At 39.5% G+C, this 15,088-nt stretch carries 23 protein-coding genes and 1 other RNA gene; 17 read left to right on the top strand and 7 right to left on the bottom strand.

The annotated features are described in order from the left end of the window. Window positions 1–17: 17 nt before the first annotated feature. Window positions 18–665, bottom strand: a complete 648-nt coding sequence (gene trhA, locus D8849_RS02320; RefSeq protein ID WP_001097996.1) for a PAQR family membrane homeostasis protein TrhA — start codon at window positions 663–665, stop codon at window positions 18–20. Further along, window positions 662–1,108: a DUF1836 domain-containing protein gene (locus tag D8849_RS02315; protein WP_115904762.1), complete on the bottom strand. Its 447-nt coding sequence runs from the start codon at window positions 1,106–1,108 to the stop codon at window positions 662–664. The genes trhA and D8849_RS02315 overlap by 4 nt, the downstream gene beginning before the upstream one ends. Before the next feature lie 134 nt (window positions 1,109–1,242). On the opposite strand from D8849_RS02315, the gene D8849_RS02310 reads away from it, so the two are divergent. The 7 genes from D8849_RS02310 to trxB all read left to right on the top strand — a co-directional run bounded on the left by D8849_RS02310 (window position 1,243) and on the right by trxB (window position 5,597). After that, on the top strand, window positions 1,243–1,737 hold the full coding sequence (locus D8849_RS02310) for a GNAT family N-acetyltransferase (RefSeq protein WP_125386074.1): 495 nt from the start codon (window positions 1,243–1,245) through the stop codon (window positions 1,735–1,737). Continuing rightward, window positions 1,737–2,255: a methylated-DNA--[protein]-cysteine S-methyltransferase gene (locus D8849_RS02305; protein ID WP_125386073.1), complete on the top strand. Its 519-nt coding sequence runs from the start codon at window positions 1,737–1,739 to the stop codon at window positions 2,253–2,255. Before D8849_RS02310 ends, D8849_RS02305 begins: the two co-directional genes overlap by 1 nt. A gap of 5 nt (window positions 2,256–2,260) precedes the next feature. Continuing rightward, entirely contained in the window at window positions 2,261–2,617 is a 357-nt protein-coding gene (locus tag D8849_RS02300; protein ID WP_000889092.1) for an arsenate reductase family protein, read from the top strand. A gap of 157 nt (window positions 2,618–2,774) precedes the next feature. Then, window positions 2,775–3,575, top strand: coding sequence for an amino acid ABC transporter permease (locus D8849_RS02295; protein WP_125386072.1), 801 nt, complete (start codon window positions 2,775–2,777; stop codon window positions 3,573–3,575). Then, window positions 3,575–4,318 (top strand): amino acid ABC transporter ATP-binding protein, encoded by a 744-nt coding sequence (locus D8849_RS02290; protein WP_125386071.1) that lies wholly within the window; start codon window positions 3,575–3,577, stop codon window positions 4,316–4,318. Before D8849_RS02295 ends, D8849_RS02290 begins: the two co-directional genes overlap by 1 nt. Before the next feature lie 77 nt (window positions 4,319–4,395). Continuing rightward, complete coding sequence (locus tag D8849_RS02285; RefSeq protein ID WP_000926599.1) at window positions 4,396–4,620, top strand: DUF4059 family protein; 225 nt, start codon at window positions 4,396–4,398, stop codon at window positions 4,618–4,620. 65 nt (window positions 4,621–4,685) lie between these two features. Then, window positions 4,686–5,597 (top strand): thioredoxin-disulfide reductase, encoded by a 912-nt coding sequence (gene trxB, locus D8849_RS02280; protein ID WP_000272298.1) that lies wholly within the window; start codon window positions 4,686–4,688, stop codon window positions 5,595–5,597. 39 nt (window positions 5,598–5,636) lie between these two features. On the opposite strand, the gene rlmB is transcribed toward trxB, so the two are convergent. Further along, window positions 5,637–6,365: a 23S rRNA (guanosine(2251)-2'-O)-methyltransferase RlmB gene (rlmB, locus tag D8849_RS02275; protein WP_000855758.1), complete on the bottom strand. Its 729-nt coding sequence runs from the start codon at window positions 6,363–6,365 to the stop codon at window positions 5,637–5,639. A 44-nt stretch (window positions 6,366–6,409) separates the two neighbouring features. Then, window positions 6,410–7,021, bottom strand: coding sequence for a peptide deformylase (gene def, locus D8849_RS02270; RefSeq protein ID WP_001272936.1), 612 nt, complete (start codon window positions 7,019–7,021; stop codon window positions 6,410–6,412). A gap of 174 nt (window positions 7,022–7,195) precedes the next feature. Here def and D8849_RS02265 point away from each other — a divergent pair, with 174 nt between their 5' ends. From D8849_RS02265 to ssrA, 4 genes are all read left to right on the top strand, one after another. Next, window positions 7,196–8,521: a CapA family protein gene (locus D8849_RS02265; RefSeq protein WP_125386070.1), complete on the top strand. Its 1,326-nt coding sequence runs from the start codon at window positions 7,196–7,198 to the stop codon at window positions 8,519–8,521. Between the two features lie 21 nt (window positions 8,522–8,542). Further along, on the top strand, window positions 8,543–9,370 hold the full coding sequence (locus tag D8849_RS02260; protein ID WP_125386069.1) for an HAD family hydrolase: 828 nt from the start codon (window positions 8,543–8,545) through the stop codon (window positions 9,368–9,370). A gap of 1 nt (window position 9,371) precedes the next feature. Beyond that, the gene (locus D8849_RS02255; RefSeq protein ID WP_125386068.1) at window positions 9,372–10,007 is read left to right on the top strand and encodes an SGNH/GDSL hydrolase family protein; all 636 of its coding nucleotides are present in this window, start codon (window positions 9,372–9,374) and stop codon (window positions 10,005–10,007) included. A gap of 61 nt (window positions 10,008–10,068) precedes the next feature. Continuing rightward, window positions 10,069–10,416, top strand: a transfer-messenger RNA (tmRNA) gene (gene ssrA / locus D8849_RS02250). A gap of 136 nt (window positions 10,417–10,552) precedes the next feature. On the opposite strand, the gene D8849_RS02245 is transcribed toward ssrA, so the two are convergent. Next, window positions 10,553–11,635, bottom strand: coding sequence for a tyrosine-type recombinase/integrase (locus tag D8849_RS02245; RefSeq protein ID WP_125386067.1), 1,083 nt, complete (start codon window positions 11,633–11,635; stop codon window positions 10,553–10,555). A 165-nt stretch (window positions 11,636–11,800) separates the two neighbouring features. Next, entirely contained in the window at window positions 11,801–12,565 is a 765-nt protein-coding gene (locus tag D8849_RS02240; RefSeq protein ID WP_125386066.1) for an XRE family transcriptional regulator, read from the bottom strand. 155 nt (window positions 12,566–12,720) lie between these two features. Between D8849_RS02240 and D8849_RS02235 the strand changes: the two genes are divergently transcribed. Both D8849_RS02235 and D8849_RS02230 read left to right on the top strand, forming a co-directional pair. Next, complete coding sequence (locus tag D8849_RS02235) at window positions 12,721–12,858, top strand: hypothetical protein (RefSeq protein ID WP_125386065.1); 138 nt, start codon at window positions 12,721–12,723, stop codon at window positions 12,856–12,858. A 170-nt stretch (window positions 12,859–13,028) separates the two neighbouring features. Continuing rightward, the gene (locus tag D8849_RS02230) at window positions 13,029–13,223 is read left to right on the top strand and encodes a hypothetical protein (protein ID WP_125386064.1); all 195 of its coding nucleotides are present in this window, start codon (window positions 13,029–13,031) and stop codon (window positions 13,221–13,223) included. Here the strand turns inward: D8849_RS02230 and D8849_RS02225 are convergent. After that, on the bottom strand, window positions 13,207–13,983 hold the full coding sequence (locus tag D8849_RS02225) for a DUF4393 domain-containing protein (RefSeq protein ID WP_125386063.1): 777 nt from the start codon (window positions 13,981–13,983) through the stop codon (window positions 13,207–13,209). The genes D8849_RS02230 and D8849_RS02225 overlap by 17 nt on opposite strands. A 90-nt stretch (window positions 13,984–14,073) precedes the next feature. Between D8849_RS02225 and D8849_RS10440 the strand changes: the two genes are divergently transcribed. The 4 genes from D8849_RS10440 (at window position 14,074) to D8849_RS02215 (ending at window position 15,088) form a co-directional block, all read left to right on the top strand. Beyond that, window positions 14,074–14,217, top strand: coding sequence for a hypothetical protein (locus D8849_RS10440; protein ID WP_185756195.1), 144 nt, complete (start codon window positions 14,074–14,076; stop codon window positions 14,215–14,217). A 22-nt stretch (window positions 14,218–14,239) separates the two neighbouring features. After that, complete coding sequence (locus tag D8849_RS02220) at window positions 14,240–14,446, top strand: helix-turn-helix transcriptional regulator (protein WP_045763047.1); 207 nt, start codon at window positions 14,240–14,242, stop codon at window positions 14,444–14,446. A gap of 69 nt (window positions 14,447–14,515) precedes the next feature. Next, a complete protein-coding gene (locus tag D8849_RS10435; protein WP_185756206.1) occupies window positions 14,516–14,716 on the top strand; it encodes a hypothetical protein in 201 nt (66 codons plus the stop codon). A 93-nt stretch (window positions 14,717–14,809) separates the two neighbouring features. Then, entirely contained in the window at window positions 14,810–15,088 is a 279-nt protein-coding gene (locus D8849_RS02215; protein WP_049542764.1) for a helix-turn-helix domain-containing protein, read from the top strand.

The following is a 15,088-nucleotide window of genomic DNA, read 5'->3' as shown; positions in this document are numbered from 1 at the left end:
TGAATTTCTCAACTTTTTTACATGTAATAAACAATGGCGATGTATTGAAGGGCAGATGCTGCTAGGATAAAGAGATGCCAAATCATGTGGAAATAAGGTTTTTTCTTGGCGTAAAATCCAGCTCCAACTGTATAACAGAGTCCGCCAGTTACCATGAGACTCCAGAAAATTGGCGTTGTTTGACTGATAATGGCAGGAATGATGGCCAGAACCAACCAGCCCATAATCAGGTAAAGAGCAAGGCTAAATTTCTCATTGACTTTTTTAGCAAAGATTTTATAGAGAATACCAAAGATGGTCGTTCCCCACTGGATAGCAATAATCAGATAGCCAAACCAGTTATTCATTAAGGTCAAGACGACGGGCGTGTATGAGCCTGCGATAGCCACATAAATCATCGAATGGTCGATGATTCTCAAGACATATTTGTGGGTTGAACCATAGGCCATAGAGTGGTAAATGGTGGATGATAGAAACATGAGAAAGAGACTAATAACGAAAATGGAAACGCCGATAGATGATAAAAATCCGTGTGCCTCATAACTATAGGTGGATGAAATGGGGAGTAAGATGAGCATGATGACTGCACCTACGGCATGGGTCACGCTATTAGCAATCTCCTCTCCAAAACTGAGTTGTTTGCTGAGTTTAAGACTAGTGTTCATTGGATTACCTCTTCTTGAGTATGATGGATTAAGGCTAGAGTTTGCTGATAGAGTTTAACGGTTTGGCAGCTGGTTTGGATAATGGGGTTAGCTGGGTCAATTCCTTGGTTCATGTAGTCCACAAAAGCGTCGTAGAGTTGGTCTGAACTTGCTTGAGTTTGGAGAGTATTAAGTGTCTGTGCTATTTCTTGTATAGAAAATACAGACTTAAGAGTTGTGATAGCAATTAGACGGGCAATCTGTTGGCGTTGGTATTTTTTCTTGTCAGGCTTTGTTAGGTAACCATGTTTCACATAATTATTGACCATAGATGCTGTCAGGCCCTTATCTTTATCAGGAGAGATAGGGGCGCAGACCTGATTGACATAGAGCAAAACCTGGTCCAGATAGAGGTCAATATTTGGGATTTCTGCCCATTTTGGGTAGGAAAAGGTAGTTTTCATTTTCAACTCCTTTTTATCTAGTTTTAATAACTAGATTATAAAATAACAAAAACAGAAAGTCAAGTTTTAACTGCTTGTAGAAAGACTTAAATTATGCTATGATGGGAGAAACTAGTCAGAAATGAGGAGAAAAGATGGAAATTCGTTTAGCTTTTCCAAATGAAGTAGATGCCATCATGCAGGTGATGGAAGATGCTAAAAAATGTTTAGCAGATGCTGGTAGTGACCAGTGGCAAAATGGCTATCCAAATGCTGATATTATTATTGAAGATATTATCTCGGGTCAAGCCTACGTAGCCTTGGAAGAGGGAGAACTACTAGCTTATGCAGCTGTGACCAAGAGTCCAGAGGCAGTCTATGAAGCCATTTATGAAGGAAAATGGCAAGCTGGAGAGTCAGAGTACCTAGTCTTTCACCGTATTGCTGTGGCAGCAGATGTCAAGGGACAAGGAGTTGCTCAAACCTTCTTAGAGGGCTTGATTGAAGGTTTTGACTATCTTGATTTTCGCTCAGATACGCATGCTGAAAACAAAGCTATGCAACATATTTTTGAAAAACTTGGTTTTAAACAGGTTGGTAAAGTGCCTGTTGATGGCGAACGCTTGGCCTATCAAAAATTAAAGAAATAATGCAAAAGATGTACGTAAAAATGCTCTACTTTTCGCCAATAGGAACCTTGTCTTTGGTTGCCGACGAGCAATATCTGTATGGAATTTGGGTTCAGGAGCAGAAGTATTTTGAGAGGGGGATAGGAGATGAAACAATAGAAGAAGTTGTTAGTCATCCCATTTTAGCCCCAGTTATTGCTTGCTTAGATGATTACTTTAAAGGCAAGTCTCAGAATTTATCCAACTTGCCCTTGGCTCCAATCGGAACGGATTTTGAAAAGAGAGTTTGGTCCTATTTACAGGAAATTCCTTATGGTCAAACAGTGACCTATGGACAAATAGCTCAAGACCTACAAGTGGCTTCTGCTCAAGCAATTGGTGGAGCGGTAGGACGCAATCCGTGGTCTATCCTAGTACCTTGTCATCGGGTGTTGGGCGCAGGCAAGCGTCTGACAGGTTATGCTGCAGGAATGGAAAAGAAAGCATGGCTATTGGAGCATGAAGGCGCAGATTTTAAAGATATAAACAATAGAAAGTGAAAGACATGTTAGAATTTATCGAATATCCAAAATGTTCAACTTGTAAAAAAGCAAAACAAGAATTAAACCAACTCGGTGTGGACTATAAAGCTGTCCATATCGTCGAAGAAACACCTAGCCAAGAAGTCATTTTAAATTGGCTAGAAACCTCAGGTTTTGAGTTGAAGCAATTTTTTAACACCAGTGGAATCAAATACCGTGAATTAGGATTGAAAGATAAGGTAGGAAGCCTGTCAAACCAAGAAGCGGCTGAGTTGCTAGCAAGTGACGGTATGTTGTTAAAACGCCCCATTTTAGTAGAAAATGGAACTGTTAAGCAAATCGGTTATCGAAAACCCTATGAAGAATTGGGATTGAAATAGTTTTTATCTATCTCTTTGATAGATAAAATATATAGCCTCCCTGTTTCAAAGTATGATAAACTAGTAGGTAGACAAAGTCTGTATCTGACCGTAGCAAATAATTTCATTGACGGCAGAAGTATGGTAGAATGAATCATTATCAGGAGAGGATGTTTTTATGAATGTTACAACGATTTTAGCATCAGATTGGTACCAAAACTTGATGCAATTGATTCCGGATGGCAAGCTTTTTAGCTTGCGTTCGGTCTTTGATGGAATTCCGAGAATTGTCCAACAACTTCCAATAACGATTATGTTGACAATTGGTGGTGCTCTTTTTGGCTTGGTTTTGGCACTTCTTTTTGCTATTGTGAAAATCAATCGTGTCAAGATTTTATATCCCTTGCAGGCCTTCTTTGTTAGTTTCTTAAAAGGGACACCGATTTTAGTGCAACTCATGTTGACCTACTACGGAATTCCTTTGGCTTTGAAAGCCCTCAATCAGCAATGGGGTACTGGTCTCAATATTAATGCGATTCCAGCCGCTTTTTTTGCGATTGTTGCCTTTGCTTTCAATGAGGCAGCCTATGCCAGTGAAACCATTCGTGCAGCCATTCTCTCAGTCAATCCTGGTGAGATTGAGGCGGCACGCAGTCTGGGGATGACCCGAGCACAAGTTTATCGTCGAGTGATTATTCCAAATGCAGCAGTTGTGGCGACTCCAACCTTGATTAATTCCCTAATCGGCTTGACCAAGGGAACTTCTCTAGCCTTTAGTGCGGGTGTTGTGGAAGTCTTTGCCCAAGCTCAGATTCTGGGTGGAGCTGATTACCGCTACTTTGAACGCTTTATCTCTGTAGCCCTTGTTTATTGGGTAGTCAATATCGGAATTGAAAGCCTCGGTCGTTTCATCGAGAGAAAAATGGCTATTTCTGCACCCGATACAGTGCAAACAGATGTGAAAGGAGACCTTCGTTAATGATTAAGATTTCGAATTTAAGCAAATCCTTTTCAGGACAGACTGTCTTGGATCATCTGAACTTGGATATTCAAAAAGGGGAAGTTGTAGCCTTGATTGGTTCTTCAGGAGCTGGAAAATCAACTTTCCTTCGCAGTCTCAATTATCTTGAAACACCTGACAGTGGCTCTATTCAGATTGATAATTTCGCAGTTGATTTTTCTAAAATCACTCAAGAAGAAATCCTTGCCCTACGCCGTAAGTTGTCTATGGTTTTCCAACAGTTTAATTTGTTTGAACGCCGAACAGCACTTGATAATGTAAAAGAAGGCTTGGTTGTGGTTAAGAAATTATCTGACCAAGAAGCGACTAAGATTGCCAAGGAAGAGTTGGCTAAGGTTGGGCTTTCGGACCGTGAAAACCATTACCCTCGCCATTTATCAGGTGGACAGAAGCAACGGGTTGCCTTAGCGCGTGCGCTTGCTATGAAACCAGATGTCTTGCTCTTAGACGAACCAACTTCAGCTCTTGACCCAGAATTGGTTGGTGAAGTAGAGAAGTCTATTGCAGATGCTGCTAAGTCAGGTCAAACCATGATTTTGGTCAGTCATGACATGTCCTTTGTAGCCCAAGTGGCTGATAAGATTCTCTTCTTAGATAAGGGGAAAATCATCGAGTCTGGAACACCGGATGAGATTATCCACCATCCTAAAGAAGAGAGGACAAAAGAATTCTTCGCTAGTTACAAACGGACTTATATTTGATATAATAGATAAAGGAAAACTCAGTTAGCTGGACTAGCTGAGTTTACTCTTTAAAAAAGATAGAAATGAGAGAAATCATGCTACTGCAACTATTTTCTTTATATTTCGAGAGTTTAATCTTGACTACCATCCTCGTCCTGATTTTTTTAGGGATTTGGATTGGACTGAGAGCCATGTCGGGAGTTGATAAGACAGCTAAGGCTCGCCAAGCCCATCTCTATGATATGATTATGATTGGGGTCTTGGTTGTTCCAGTGTTATCCTTTGCGGTTATGAGTTTAATTCTTGTTTTCAAGGCATAATCCTTGCTTGATTGACAAGAAAGAGTTAGAATAAAGATAGTTACAACAAGAAAGAAGGAATCTATATGTACGATACTATTATTATCGGTGCTGGACCTGCAGGGATGACTGCAGCCTTGTATGCTGCTCGAAGCAATCTGAAAGTAGCCTTGATTGAAGGTGGTCTGCCAGGTGGTCAGATGAATAATACATCTGATATTGAAAATTACCCAGGATACGCTAATATTAGTGGGCCAGAATTGGCAGAAAAAATGTTTGAACCGCTTGAAAATCTTGGTGTTGAGCACATTTATGGTTATGTTGAAAATGTAGAAGACCATGGTGATTTTAAGAAAGTGATGACCGATGACCAAACATATGAAACTCGTACAGTTATCGTAGCGACTGGTTCAAAACACCGTCCTTTGGGAGTACCTGGAGAAGAAGAACTGAACAGTCGTGGTGTTTCTTACTGTGCCGTGTGTGATGGTGCTTTCTTCCGTGACCAAGATTTGTTGGTAGTTGGTGGCGGAGATTCAGCTGTTGAAGAAGCCCTCTTCTTGACTCGTTTTGCAAAGACTGTTACCATTGTTCACCGTCGTGACCAACTTCGTGCTCAAAAAGTTTTACAAGACCGCGCCTTTGCGAATGAGAAAATCAGCTTTATCTGGGATTCTGTAGTGAAGGAAATCAAGGGCGAAAACCGAGTAGAATCTGTCGTATTTGAAAATGTGAAAACAGGTCAAGTGACAGAACAAGCCTTTGGTGGTGTCTTTATCTATGTTGGATTGGACCCTCTTAGCGATTTTGTTAAAGAATTGAATATCCAAGATCAGGCTGGATGGATTGTGACAGATAACCACATGAAAACTGCAGTTGACGGTATCTTTGCAGTTGGAGATGTTCGCTTGAAAGACCTCCGCCAAGTAACAACAGCAGTTGGAGATGGAGCTATCGCTGGTCAAGAAGCTTATAAGTTTATCACCGAACATAGTTAATCATAAAAAAGTTTCCAATCAGATGACTGGAAACTTTTTTTATAGTCTATTTCGGAAAACTTCGTACATGAGAATAGCTGCAGCAACACTGGCATTAAGGCTTTGAACATGTCCATTCATAGGAATGGTAATCATTTCATCTACCTGTTTTTTGATGTTGCTAGAAATGCCTTTTCCTTCATTTCCGATGATGAGGGCGATTTTCCCTTTTGTATTCCATTTATGGCAAGGAGTCCCATTCATATCCGTTCCAAAGGTCCAGAAGCCTTCATCCTTGAGTTTATCTAAAGTTTGACTGAGATTGGTTACTCGGGCAATCGGAACGTGTTCAATAGCACCTGTGGCTGTTTTGGCAACGACAGGAGTTACTCCGACAGCACGGTGCTTGGGAATGATGACTCCTGAAACATTGGTCGCATCAGCGGTTCTTAAGATGGAGCCTAAGTTGTGAGGGTCGGTTAACCCATCCAGAATCAATAAAAGTGGATTTTCTTCTTGGCGCGTTTTTGCAAGGATATGCTCTAGCTCGCTATAGGCAAATTCAGACACTCGTAGAACAAAACCTTGGTGGACAGCACCTTCAGTCATCTCAGAGAGGGATTTTTTTGAAGTCCAAGAAATGGACACCTTCTTTTCTGTAGCCAGTTCCTTGACTTTCTCAACGTTCTTACCTCGGAGATCTTCTTGGAGGTAAAGTTTGTTTCCTGTGTTTGCAAGGAGGGCTTCAGTAACGGCGTGGACGCCATAGACAATATCATTTGTTTTCATGCCTCTATTATAACATAAAACCCCGTATTGCAACGGGATTTTCTTTATTCTAGAATTAGTAAGCCATCTTTTACTGCAAATGGGTCTTTTTCATTGATACGATCGTAAAACATGATTCCGTTAATGTGGTCAATTTCATGCTGAACAACGATGGAGTTGTAGCCTTTGAGCTTGATACGGTGTTTTTCTCCATCCTTGTCAAAGTAGTCAACAGTAACGCGAGCATGGCGAACTACATAACCAGGTACGTTGCGGTCAACAGAGAGGCAACCTTCTCCTTCACCAAGAGCAGCGTCTTGAACAGAGTGAGAGACGATTTTTGGATTGTACATAATGGCTTGCAAGTCGTAAGCTTCCTCTGGAGTTTCGCCTTCTTCAACAATGTTTGGTACCAAAACAGCGATAATGCGTTTTGAGATATCTAATTGAGGAGCAGCCAGTCCAACCCCACCGCGGAGCCCCATTTTTTCAGCCATTACGGGATCTTGGGAATGTTTGAGGAATTGCATCATCTTTTCGCCAAGGATGATTTCCTGGTCAGACAAGGGGAAAGTAACTTCCTCAGCAACTGCGCGTAGAGTAGGATTCCCCTCGCGGATAATATCTTTCATATCAATTAAGTGAGCAGCTTTTGTAATACGTTCTATTGCAGACATTTTCTCTCCTTTCATTACCTCTACATGATATCACAAAATGACAAGGAATGAAAGCATTTCGGCATCTAGCTTTTATAGAAAATACCTACTAGGTTCGATTCAATTGTGAAAGAATTACTTATCTGTGATATAATAAAAAGAAAAGGCTTGCATTAGAAAGTAGGGAGAATGGAGATGCAAAGAAGACAAGATAGACATAAACGTGGACCAGTTTTTCATTTTGTGAGAGGCTTTGTAAACTTTTTTAGGAGTTATCGCAAGTGGAGTAATAAGGGATTTGTGGCGATACTCTTGCTAGCAGTTGCTTTATCAATGGGATTGGTCTTGTTGTTTGAAAGTTTCCAAGGGATCCCCTTAACCAGTCAAAAAAAGGATCCCATTTCTCAAGAAGTTAATAAGACCAATCAAAATGCTAAAGATCAGGAAGAGGAAAAAACTGCTAGAATTATGGCTCATGGAGATTTACTTTACCATGATATAATCTATATGTCAGCTAAAAAGGAAGATGGCAGCTATGATTTTCATGAGAATTTTGAGTACGTAACTCCTTGGCTCAAACAGGCTGATTTGGCAATAGGTGATTTTGAAGGAACTATTAATAAAGATCATTATTTAGCGGGGTATCCTTTATTTAATGCTCCTGGTCAAGTAATGGATGCTATTAAAGATGCTGGGTATCATGTTTTAGATTTAGCCCATAATCATGTTTTAGATTCTCAAATTGAAGGAGTTATTTCAACGGCAGATGCAATTGAAAAGGCAGGAATGACACCTATTGGAGTTTATACGCACGAGTCACGTGATCAAGCTCCACTCGTTATCAAGGAAGTGAACGGTATCAAGGTTGCACTTTTGGCTTATTCTTATGGATTTAATGGAATTGAGCAAAGTATTTCGCAAGAAGACTATAACCGCTATCTTTCAGACCTAAACGAAGATAAGATGAAGGCTGAAATTGAACGGGCAGAGAAGGAAGCGGATATTACTGTTATCATGCCTCAGATGGGTGTTGAGTATCGCATAGAACCGACTGAAGAGCAAAAGGCTTTGTACCACAAGATGGTTGATTGGGGAGCGGATATTATCTTTGGAGGCCATCCACACGTAGTTGAACCATCTGAAATTGTTGAAAAAGATGGAGACAAGAAACTCATTATCTATTCAATGGGGAACTTCATTTCTAACCAACGTATTGAAACAATGACTGGTGTAGAAAATGCTAAGTGGACAGAGCGTGGTGTTCTTATGGATGTAACTGTCAAGAAAAAAGATGGACAAACAACTATTGAAACAGCTAAAGCTCATCCTACTTGGGTCAATAGAACACCAAAGGGAACTTTTTCACCAGAAGGATATCCCTTATATCATTACCAAACCTATATCCTAGAAGACTTTATCGAGGGTGGTAGTCATCGTGAGCAGTTAGATGAAGCGACTAAGGAACGAATTGATGCAGCCTATAAAGAAATGAACGAACATGTGGGATTGAAGTGGGACTAGCTTGATTCTAGAGGAAAGTAAATGACGATTAAAGTAATTGCGACAGATATGGATGGGACCTTGTTGGATGCTAGTGGCCAGCTTGACCTCCCACGTTTGGAAAAGATTTTAGATCAGTTGGATCAAAGGGGCATTCGTTTTGTCATCGCGACGGGCAATGAAATTCACCGCATGAGGCAACTACTGGAGCACTTGGTCAATCGAGTGGTTCTGGTTGTTGCAAACGGTGCTCGTATTTTTGAAAACAATGAATTGATTCAGGCTCAGACTTGGGATGATACCATTGTCGATAAGGCTTTGGCTCATTTCAAGGGTCGAGCGTGTCAGGATCAGTTTGTTGTGACGGCTATGAAGGGTGGTTTCGTCAAAGAAGGTACGATTTTTACAGATCTTGAAAGTTTTATGACTCCAGAAATGATTGAAAGATTCTACCAACGGATGCAATTTGTGGATGAATTAACCTCTGACCTCTTTGGTGGTGTGCTCAAGATGAGTATGGTTGTTGGTGAGGAACGTTTGAGTTCGGTCTTGGAAGAAATCAACGACCTCTTTGATGGTCGTGTTCGGGCTGTATCGAGTGGCTATGGTTGCATTGATATTCTCCAAGCTGGGATTCATAAAGCATGGGGCTTGGAGGAATTACTCAAGCGCTGGGACTTGAAGCCCCAACAAATCATGGCTTTTGGTGACAGTGAAAATGATGTTGAAATGCTTGAAATGGCTGGAATTGCCTATGCGATGGAAAATGCTGATGACAAGGCCAAAGCTGTGGCTACTGCTTTAGCGCCAGCCAACAGCCAAGGAGGAGTTTATCAAGTCTTGGAAAACTGGTTAGAAAAAGGAGAATGAAGTGGCAGTACAGTTATTAGAAAATTGGCTCCTAAAGGAACAAGAAAAAATCCAAATCAAGTATCGTCACTTAAATCAAATTTCTGTTCTAGAGCCAGACATTCTTTTTATTGGGGATTCCATTGTCGAATATTATCCTCTGCAGGAACTATTTGGGACTTCGAAGACGATTGTCAATCGAGGCATTCGAGGTTATCAGACAGGGCTGTTATTAGAAAATCTAGATGCGCATCTGTACGGTGGAGCAGTAGATAAAATTGTCCTTTTGATTGGGACAAATGATATCGGAAAAGATGTGCCTGTGAATGAGGCTCTCAATAATCTCGAAGTTATCATACAGTCTATTGCTCGCGATTATCCATTGACTGAGATTAAATTGCTTTCTATTTTGCCAGTCAATGAGGGAGAGGAGTACAAGCAGACAGTCTATATCCGCACGAATGAAAAAATTCAGAAATGGAATCAAGCCTATAAAGAACTTGCCTCTGCCTATATGCAGGTAGAATTTGTGCCAGTTTTTGATAGTTTGACAGACCAAGCAGGCAAACTCAAGAAAGATTATACAACTGATGGGTTGCACCTTAGTGTTGCTGGTTATCAGATTTTGACAAAATCTTTGAAAGACTATCTTTTGTAGTTAATTGCTTTCCTTTTTGCATTTTTGTGTTAGATAAGGTATAATGGTTTTATTGTCTTTTGGGGTCGTTACGGATTCGACAGGCATTATGAGGCATATTTTGCGACTCGTGTGGCGACGTAAACGCTCAGTTAAATATAACTGCAAAAAATAACACTTCTTACGCTCTAGCTGCCTAAAAACCAGCAGGCGTGACCCGATTTGGATTGCTCGTGTTCAATGACAGGTCTTATTATTAGCGAGATACGATCAAGTCTTGTCTAGCGGCTTGATAAGAGATTGATAGACTCGCAGTTTCTAGGCTTGAGTTATGTGTCGAGGGACTGTTAAACGAATACATAACCTATGGTTGTAGACAAATATGTTGGCAGGTGTTTGGACGTGGGTTCGACTCCCACCGGCTCCATTATTCCTTTGCATTCTTTTGCATTCCTTGGTAAAACGTTGTTAAATCAACGTTTTTTATTTTTGTCTTTGGTATTCCTTGGTATTCTTTTGCGAAAAAGGGAGTCACAAAAGGAGTCACAAAAAGGAGGCGAACCTCCTTAAAAATCAATATAACTCGCAAAGCGTTCTCCGATGTCATCTTTTGCTTGCTTAGTTATGTGAGTATAAACGTTCATGGTTGTTTTCAAGTCAGAATGTCCTAACCGATGTTGGACTTGCTTCAAAGTCATACCAGCGTCAAAACAAAGGCTGGCATGTGTATGTCTGAATCCGTGGATTTTAATCGGACGCAAGTCGCTACCTTCAACAATTTTGATAAGCCACTTTCTGGGCAGGGTGCTTGGAATTGGCTTCTTAAATTCATTTTCAAAAATGTATTTGGTATTTGGATTCTGCTTTTTCCATTTTTTTAAAATGCTTTTTGTCTTTTTGTCCAGACTGATTAGTCGATTGCTGCTGACCGTTTTGGTGTTGCCTATCTCTTCGCCTGCAAAACCTCTTGTAATAGCCTTGTTTATGTCCAGAGTGTTATCTGTCCAGTCACTCCATTCGAGGGCCAAAATCTCCCCTTTTCTTGCTCCTGTGAAGGCTAGAAGACGAAATAGAGTTATCTTCTCTAGATCCTTTGTTTTGGAGACAAGTTTTAAGAATTTTTGAAGTTCGTCTTTGTTGTAAAAATCGCTCTTGTTATCTGATTTCTTTCTTGTCGAAGTAATCACGCTATCAACTGGATTCGTATCAATATATCCATGCCTAATTGCGTATTTAAAAACATTATTCATCAATCCCTTTAACTTACGACCATAGACTAATTTTCTAGACCATTCATTGGCTTGATCTTGCATTTGAAGAGGAGTGATACTAGCTATTTTTCTATTACCCAAAGCTGGATAGATGTGATTCTTGAAGTTTCTAGATGTCTTGATATAGGTGCTTTCTTGTACGGTTTCAGAATAATCTTTGAGCCATTTTTCAGCAATCTCCTCAACCGTGATTTCCTTCCTGCTTTGCTCACCACTCTCGATATCGTCCTGAAGCTGAAGTAGTGCTGCTCTCGCTTTTGCTTTCGTTTCAAATCCACGGCGTGTAGCGTATTGACTATATCCGTTAACTTTCCCGATATAAGCACGGAACATGTAAGCCGTCTCGCCGTTTTTCTTTTTATAAGACTTTATTTCCATTGATTTTTACCTCATTTCTTGATAAAATGGGTACAAGAAAACGCCTCAAAAGGAAATCTCTTTTGAAAAATTTTTCTTGTAAGTACTAGCCTCACGCTCTCGGTCGCCAAACTTCTGAGCATGGGGCTTTTTTTTGAGTTGTTTCCAAAATGGAAACAGTTGGTTTTACTCCCCTCTATACACTCCAACTACTGCATAAATCTTGATGTGTGTGTCTTCTGCTGGAGGGAAGTCTAGGATGATGTCTTCGTACTTGTCATTGAGTGACACTAGGCGTAAGCGTCCGTTTTCGGTATATATCTTCTTGAAGTAAGAACGGTCTCCGTATGCGATAACTGCTAGGTCTCCGTTGTAAGTGGTCAGTCCTTTGTCTGCTAAATAGAGAATATCTCCGTCTTGGTAGTCAGGTTGCATGGAGTCTCCGCTAACCTTAGTCGCAATATCGTGGCGTGGTGGTTGCTCATCAACCTCTATAGTCTCTCTATCTGTATCGTCGTAGCCAAATCCGTAGTTGAATCCACAAGCTGCTGCTGTCTCAGATACTACCTCAACTTGGTACAAGCTGATAACTTCCGATACTTCGTTTTTCTTCGTATTTTCTTCGTTTTTTTGTTCGTTCAGTTGACTCTCGGCATAGGTCAGGACTTTGCCCTGTCTAGGTGGTTCTAGTTGGTCGTAGATGGATTGGATTTGGGAAGAGGTAGGGAGCTGAGTAGATTCATTTTGAGAAGGGAAAAAATCGTCTATTGAAACACCAAAAATATCGCAAAGTTCAAAGAGCATATCTTGGTTGGCTTTCCTATCCCCTTTTTCATATCTACTAATAGTTTGTTTAGTAGTATTCAATCTTTTTGCAAGTTCATCTTGGGTAAATCCAGCCGATTTACGAAACGTCTTAATTTGTGTTCCGATATATTTTTTTAAATCCATTTTATTCCCCTCAATTTCTATAGTTGTTATAAGTAGATTATATAAAAAAGTCACCGAAAACGCAACTTTTTTTATTTTTTAATTAAAAAACTGTTGACAAGTCACCAAAATGGTGATATACTATAATCAAGCTTAAGGGAAAGGAGGTAAGGCAAATGATGGAACACATCATAAAAAGCCTAGCAACCAAGGACACCACAACCGTCATCTTGGCACTAGGCTTAATCAGAGAAGCACGTTTGTGGCACAAACAAATCTTAGAACACAAACGTAAGCTTCAAAACAAAAAGTAGAGAAAGGGGCAGAAGCCCCAACCTCTACTTGATAGTGTACCATCATTTGCCGTGAAAAGCAATGAGTGAAGAAACTGGATTGATAATCCTAGCAGGATTTGTGATTGTATCTTTTACTATCCGTCAGATAGTGAAGTACCGATGTGATAAAAAAGGAAAGGAGTAGGAAAATGGAAAGTGTTTTTTCAGCAGTTCTCGTCTCAGTAATTACTTCGTTTTTGGTAACGGTAATGCTATTGCGAGGATATTCTAATAGATTGACCGAAATGCTTGAGAATTTCTTTGACAATGAATTGCAAGCACGAAAAGAGATACAAAAACTTACTTTAGATACAATGGATAGAATTTCTAATAAATACAAATAGAGCAAAAGTTTTTACCAAAAGGTGTCATCGAAACGCTTTGTTTTGTAATATCTAATTCCAAGTTTTCTTCGTGGAGTAATTCTTTATAAAAATCTACCAATTGATTGTGTTCTAAATTGTGATATAAAGAATCATCTGCTAATGGATTGATGCGATTAACAAATATTAAACCTAGACGTTCTAAATTTGAAATTGAAGATGAGTTATTATCTATAATTTTGATTAACTCATTTGATAAAACATCGTGTTCTGGTAAAAATACATTTGTCTTTAAATCTTTGTAAGCATATGTTCCAGGAGTGTTGCTTGAATACTTAGCTATAGGATATTTTTTATTATCAAAAATAAACCTGAGGTTTTTAGCATCTAGTGGGGATAATTGTTTAATAATCTCAATATACGAGTGGTGTAAAATATCATTTTTTGAGCTATCAAATGATGCAGCTAATAAAGACGCGAACATTTCTCTGATTTCTTCTTCATCAATATAAAACTTTGAAGCTTCTAGAGCAGGACCGATTATACTAAGCTTTGGTTCTTGTAGTTGTTCATTAGGGATTTTGAAAGCTTTGTCTATAAAGGATTGTGCGTATTTCACGTCATTGACTTCACGTTTTAAATTAGCTCTCATCAAGAAGCTGTTTACTCCACCAAAAAAATACTTCCACGCTTCATTAAAAGTCTGAGCGGGAGCTTCCGCCCCTTTTGTAGCCATAGTAGTTGCAAAAGAAGTTAATATTGTTGGTAATAAATCATCCATTAGGAATTCCTCGTTTCTTAAAATTACTGCTAATGTAGCAGTTTATATAAAACAATACATCGGTCTTGGGACTGATTTTTGGAGGCAATATTGGAAGATAAAATCATTGAACTTGCTGATTACTTCATCAGCGAGAACACAACGTACAGAGAAGCTAAAATAGCATGTGAGAAGCTATTTAGACAAGTCAGCCATGAGATTGAACTCAGGGCGCTGGAAAGTCAGATTAGATGAACTTAGATAAGGAGGTAGGAATGTGCAAATTTATCTGTACCAACTAAGAAAAGAAAAAGGCATTACTCAGAAAGAATTGGCCCAAAAACTTGGTATTTCAGAAACTGCATATCGTCAGAAAGAGAAGGGGCAGAGCGCTTTTACTCAAGATGAAATGTTTTTCTTGCGTAGCTTTTTTGATAAACCTTTGCAAGATATTTTTTTACCAAGAAAGTCACCAAAACGGTAACAATATAATTAAAACAAAAAAAGCACCTAACAGAAGTCAGGTACTCAACGGAAAGGTTTGAGTAGTAGGATGGAAGAATTTATTGATGCTCTTGAAAAAGAAAAAGACCACCTTGAAAAAATCATTAAGGTAGTCAGCTCTGGTGGTAAATTTCTGAGATTGCCATATCAAAAAAAGTCACGCTCGATTAGTGAGAATCTAAAATTGATTTCTCAAAATCTTGATAAATTGAGCGAGCAAGTTCAACAAACCACGAATCAGAATTCATGATTTCAAGATGAAACAAAAAAAGCACCTAACAGAAGTCAGGCGCTAATCAAAAATTACTAATCAAATTATAACACGAAAGAGAGGAAATTGCCAATGGCTTTGGAATTGTTTGGGGAAGATTTCAAAAATGAACTGCTAGAAGAACTTGTCCAGTTAAATGTGAAAGCTATGACTGAAGCTAAATTACGAGTGGCAAGAGGAACGAACTGGGCTTCAATTAAAGACGTCCAAGAGAAGACCGGTTGGGGTCGTAAGAAAATTGAAGATTTTAGAGATGCAGGGAAATTCCGCTATCAGCAAAATGCTAAAGGCGGTAAATATTTATATGACATGAACGACGTACTACGTTTTCAAAGTCAGTTAGCAAAGTGA

Source organism: Streptococcus mitis (genome assembly GCF_003942765.1).
GTDB classification, from domain to species: domain Bacteria; phylum Bacillota; class Bacilli; order Lactobacillales; family Streptococcaceae; genus Streptococcus; species Streptococcus mitis_BE.
The sequence above is the reverse complement of the archived record's forward strand: the minus strand, read 5'-3'. Positions and strand labels throughout refer to the sequence as shown.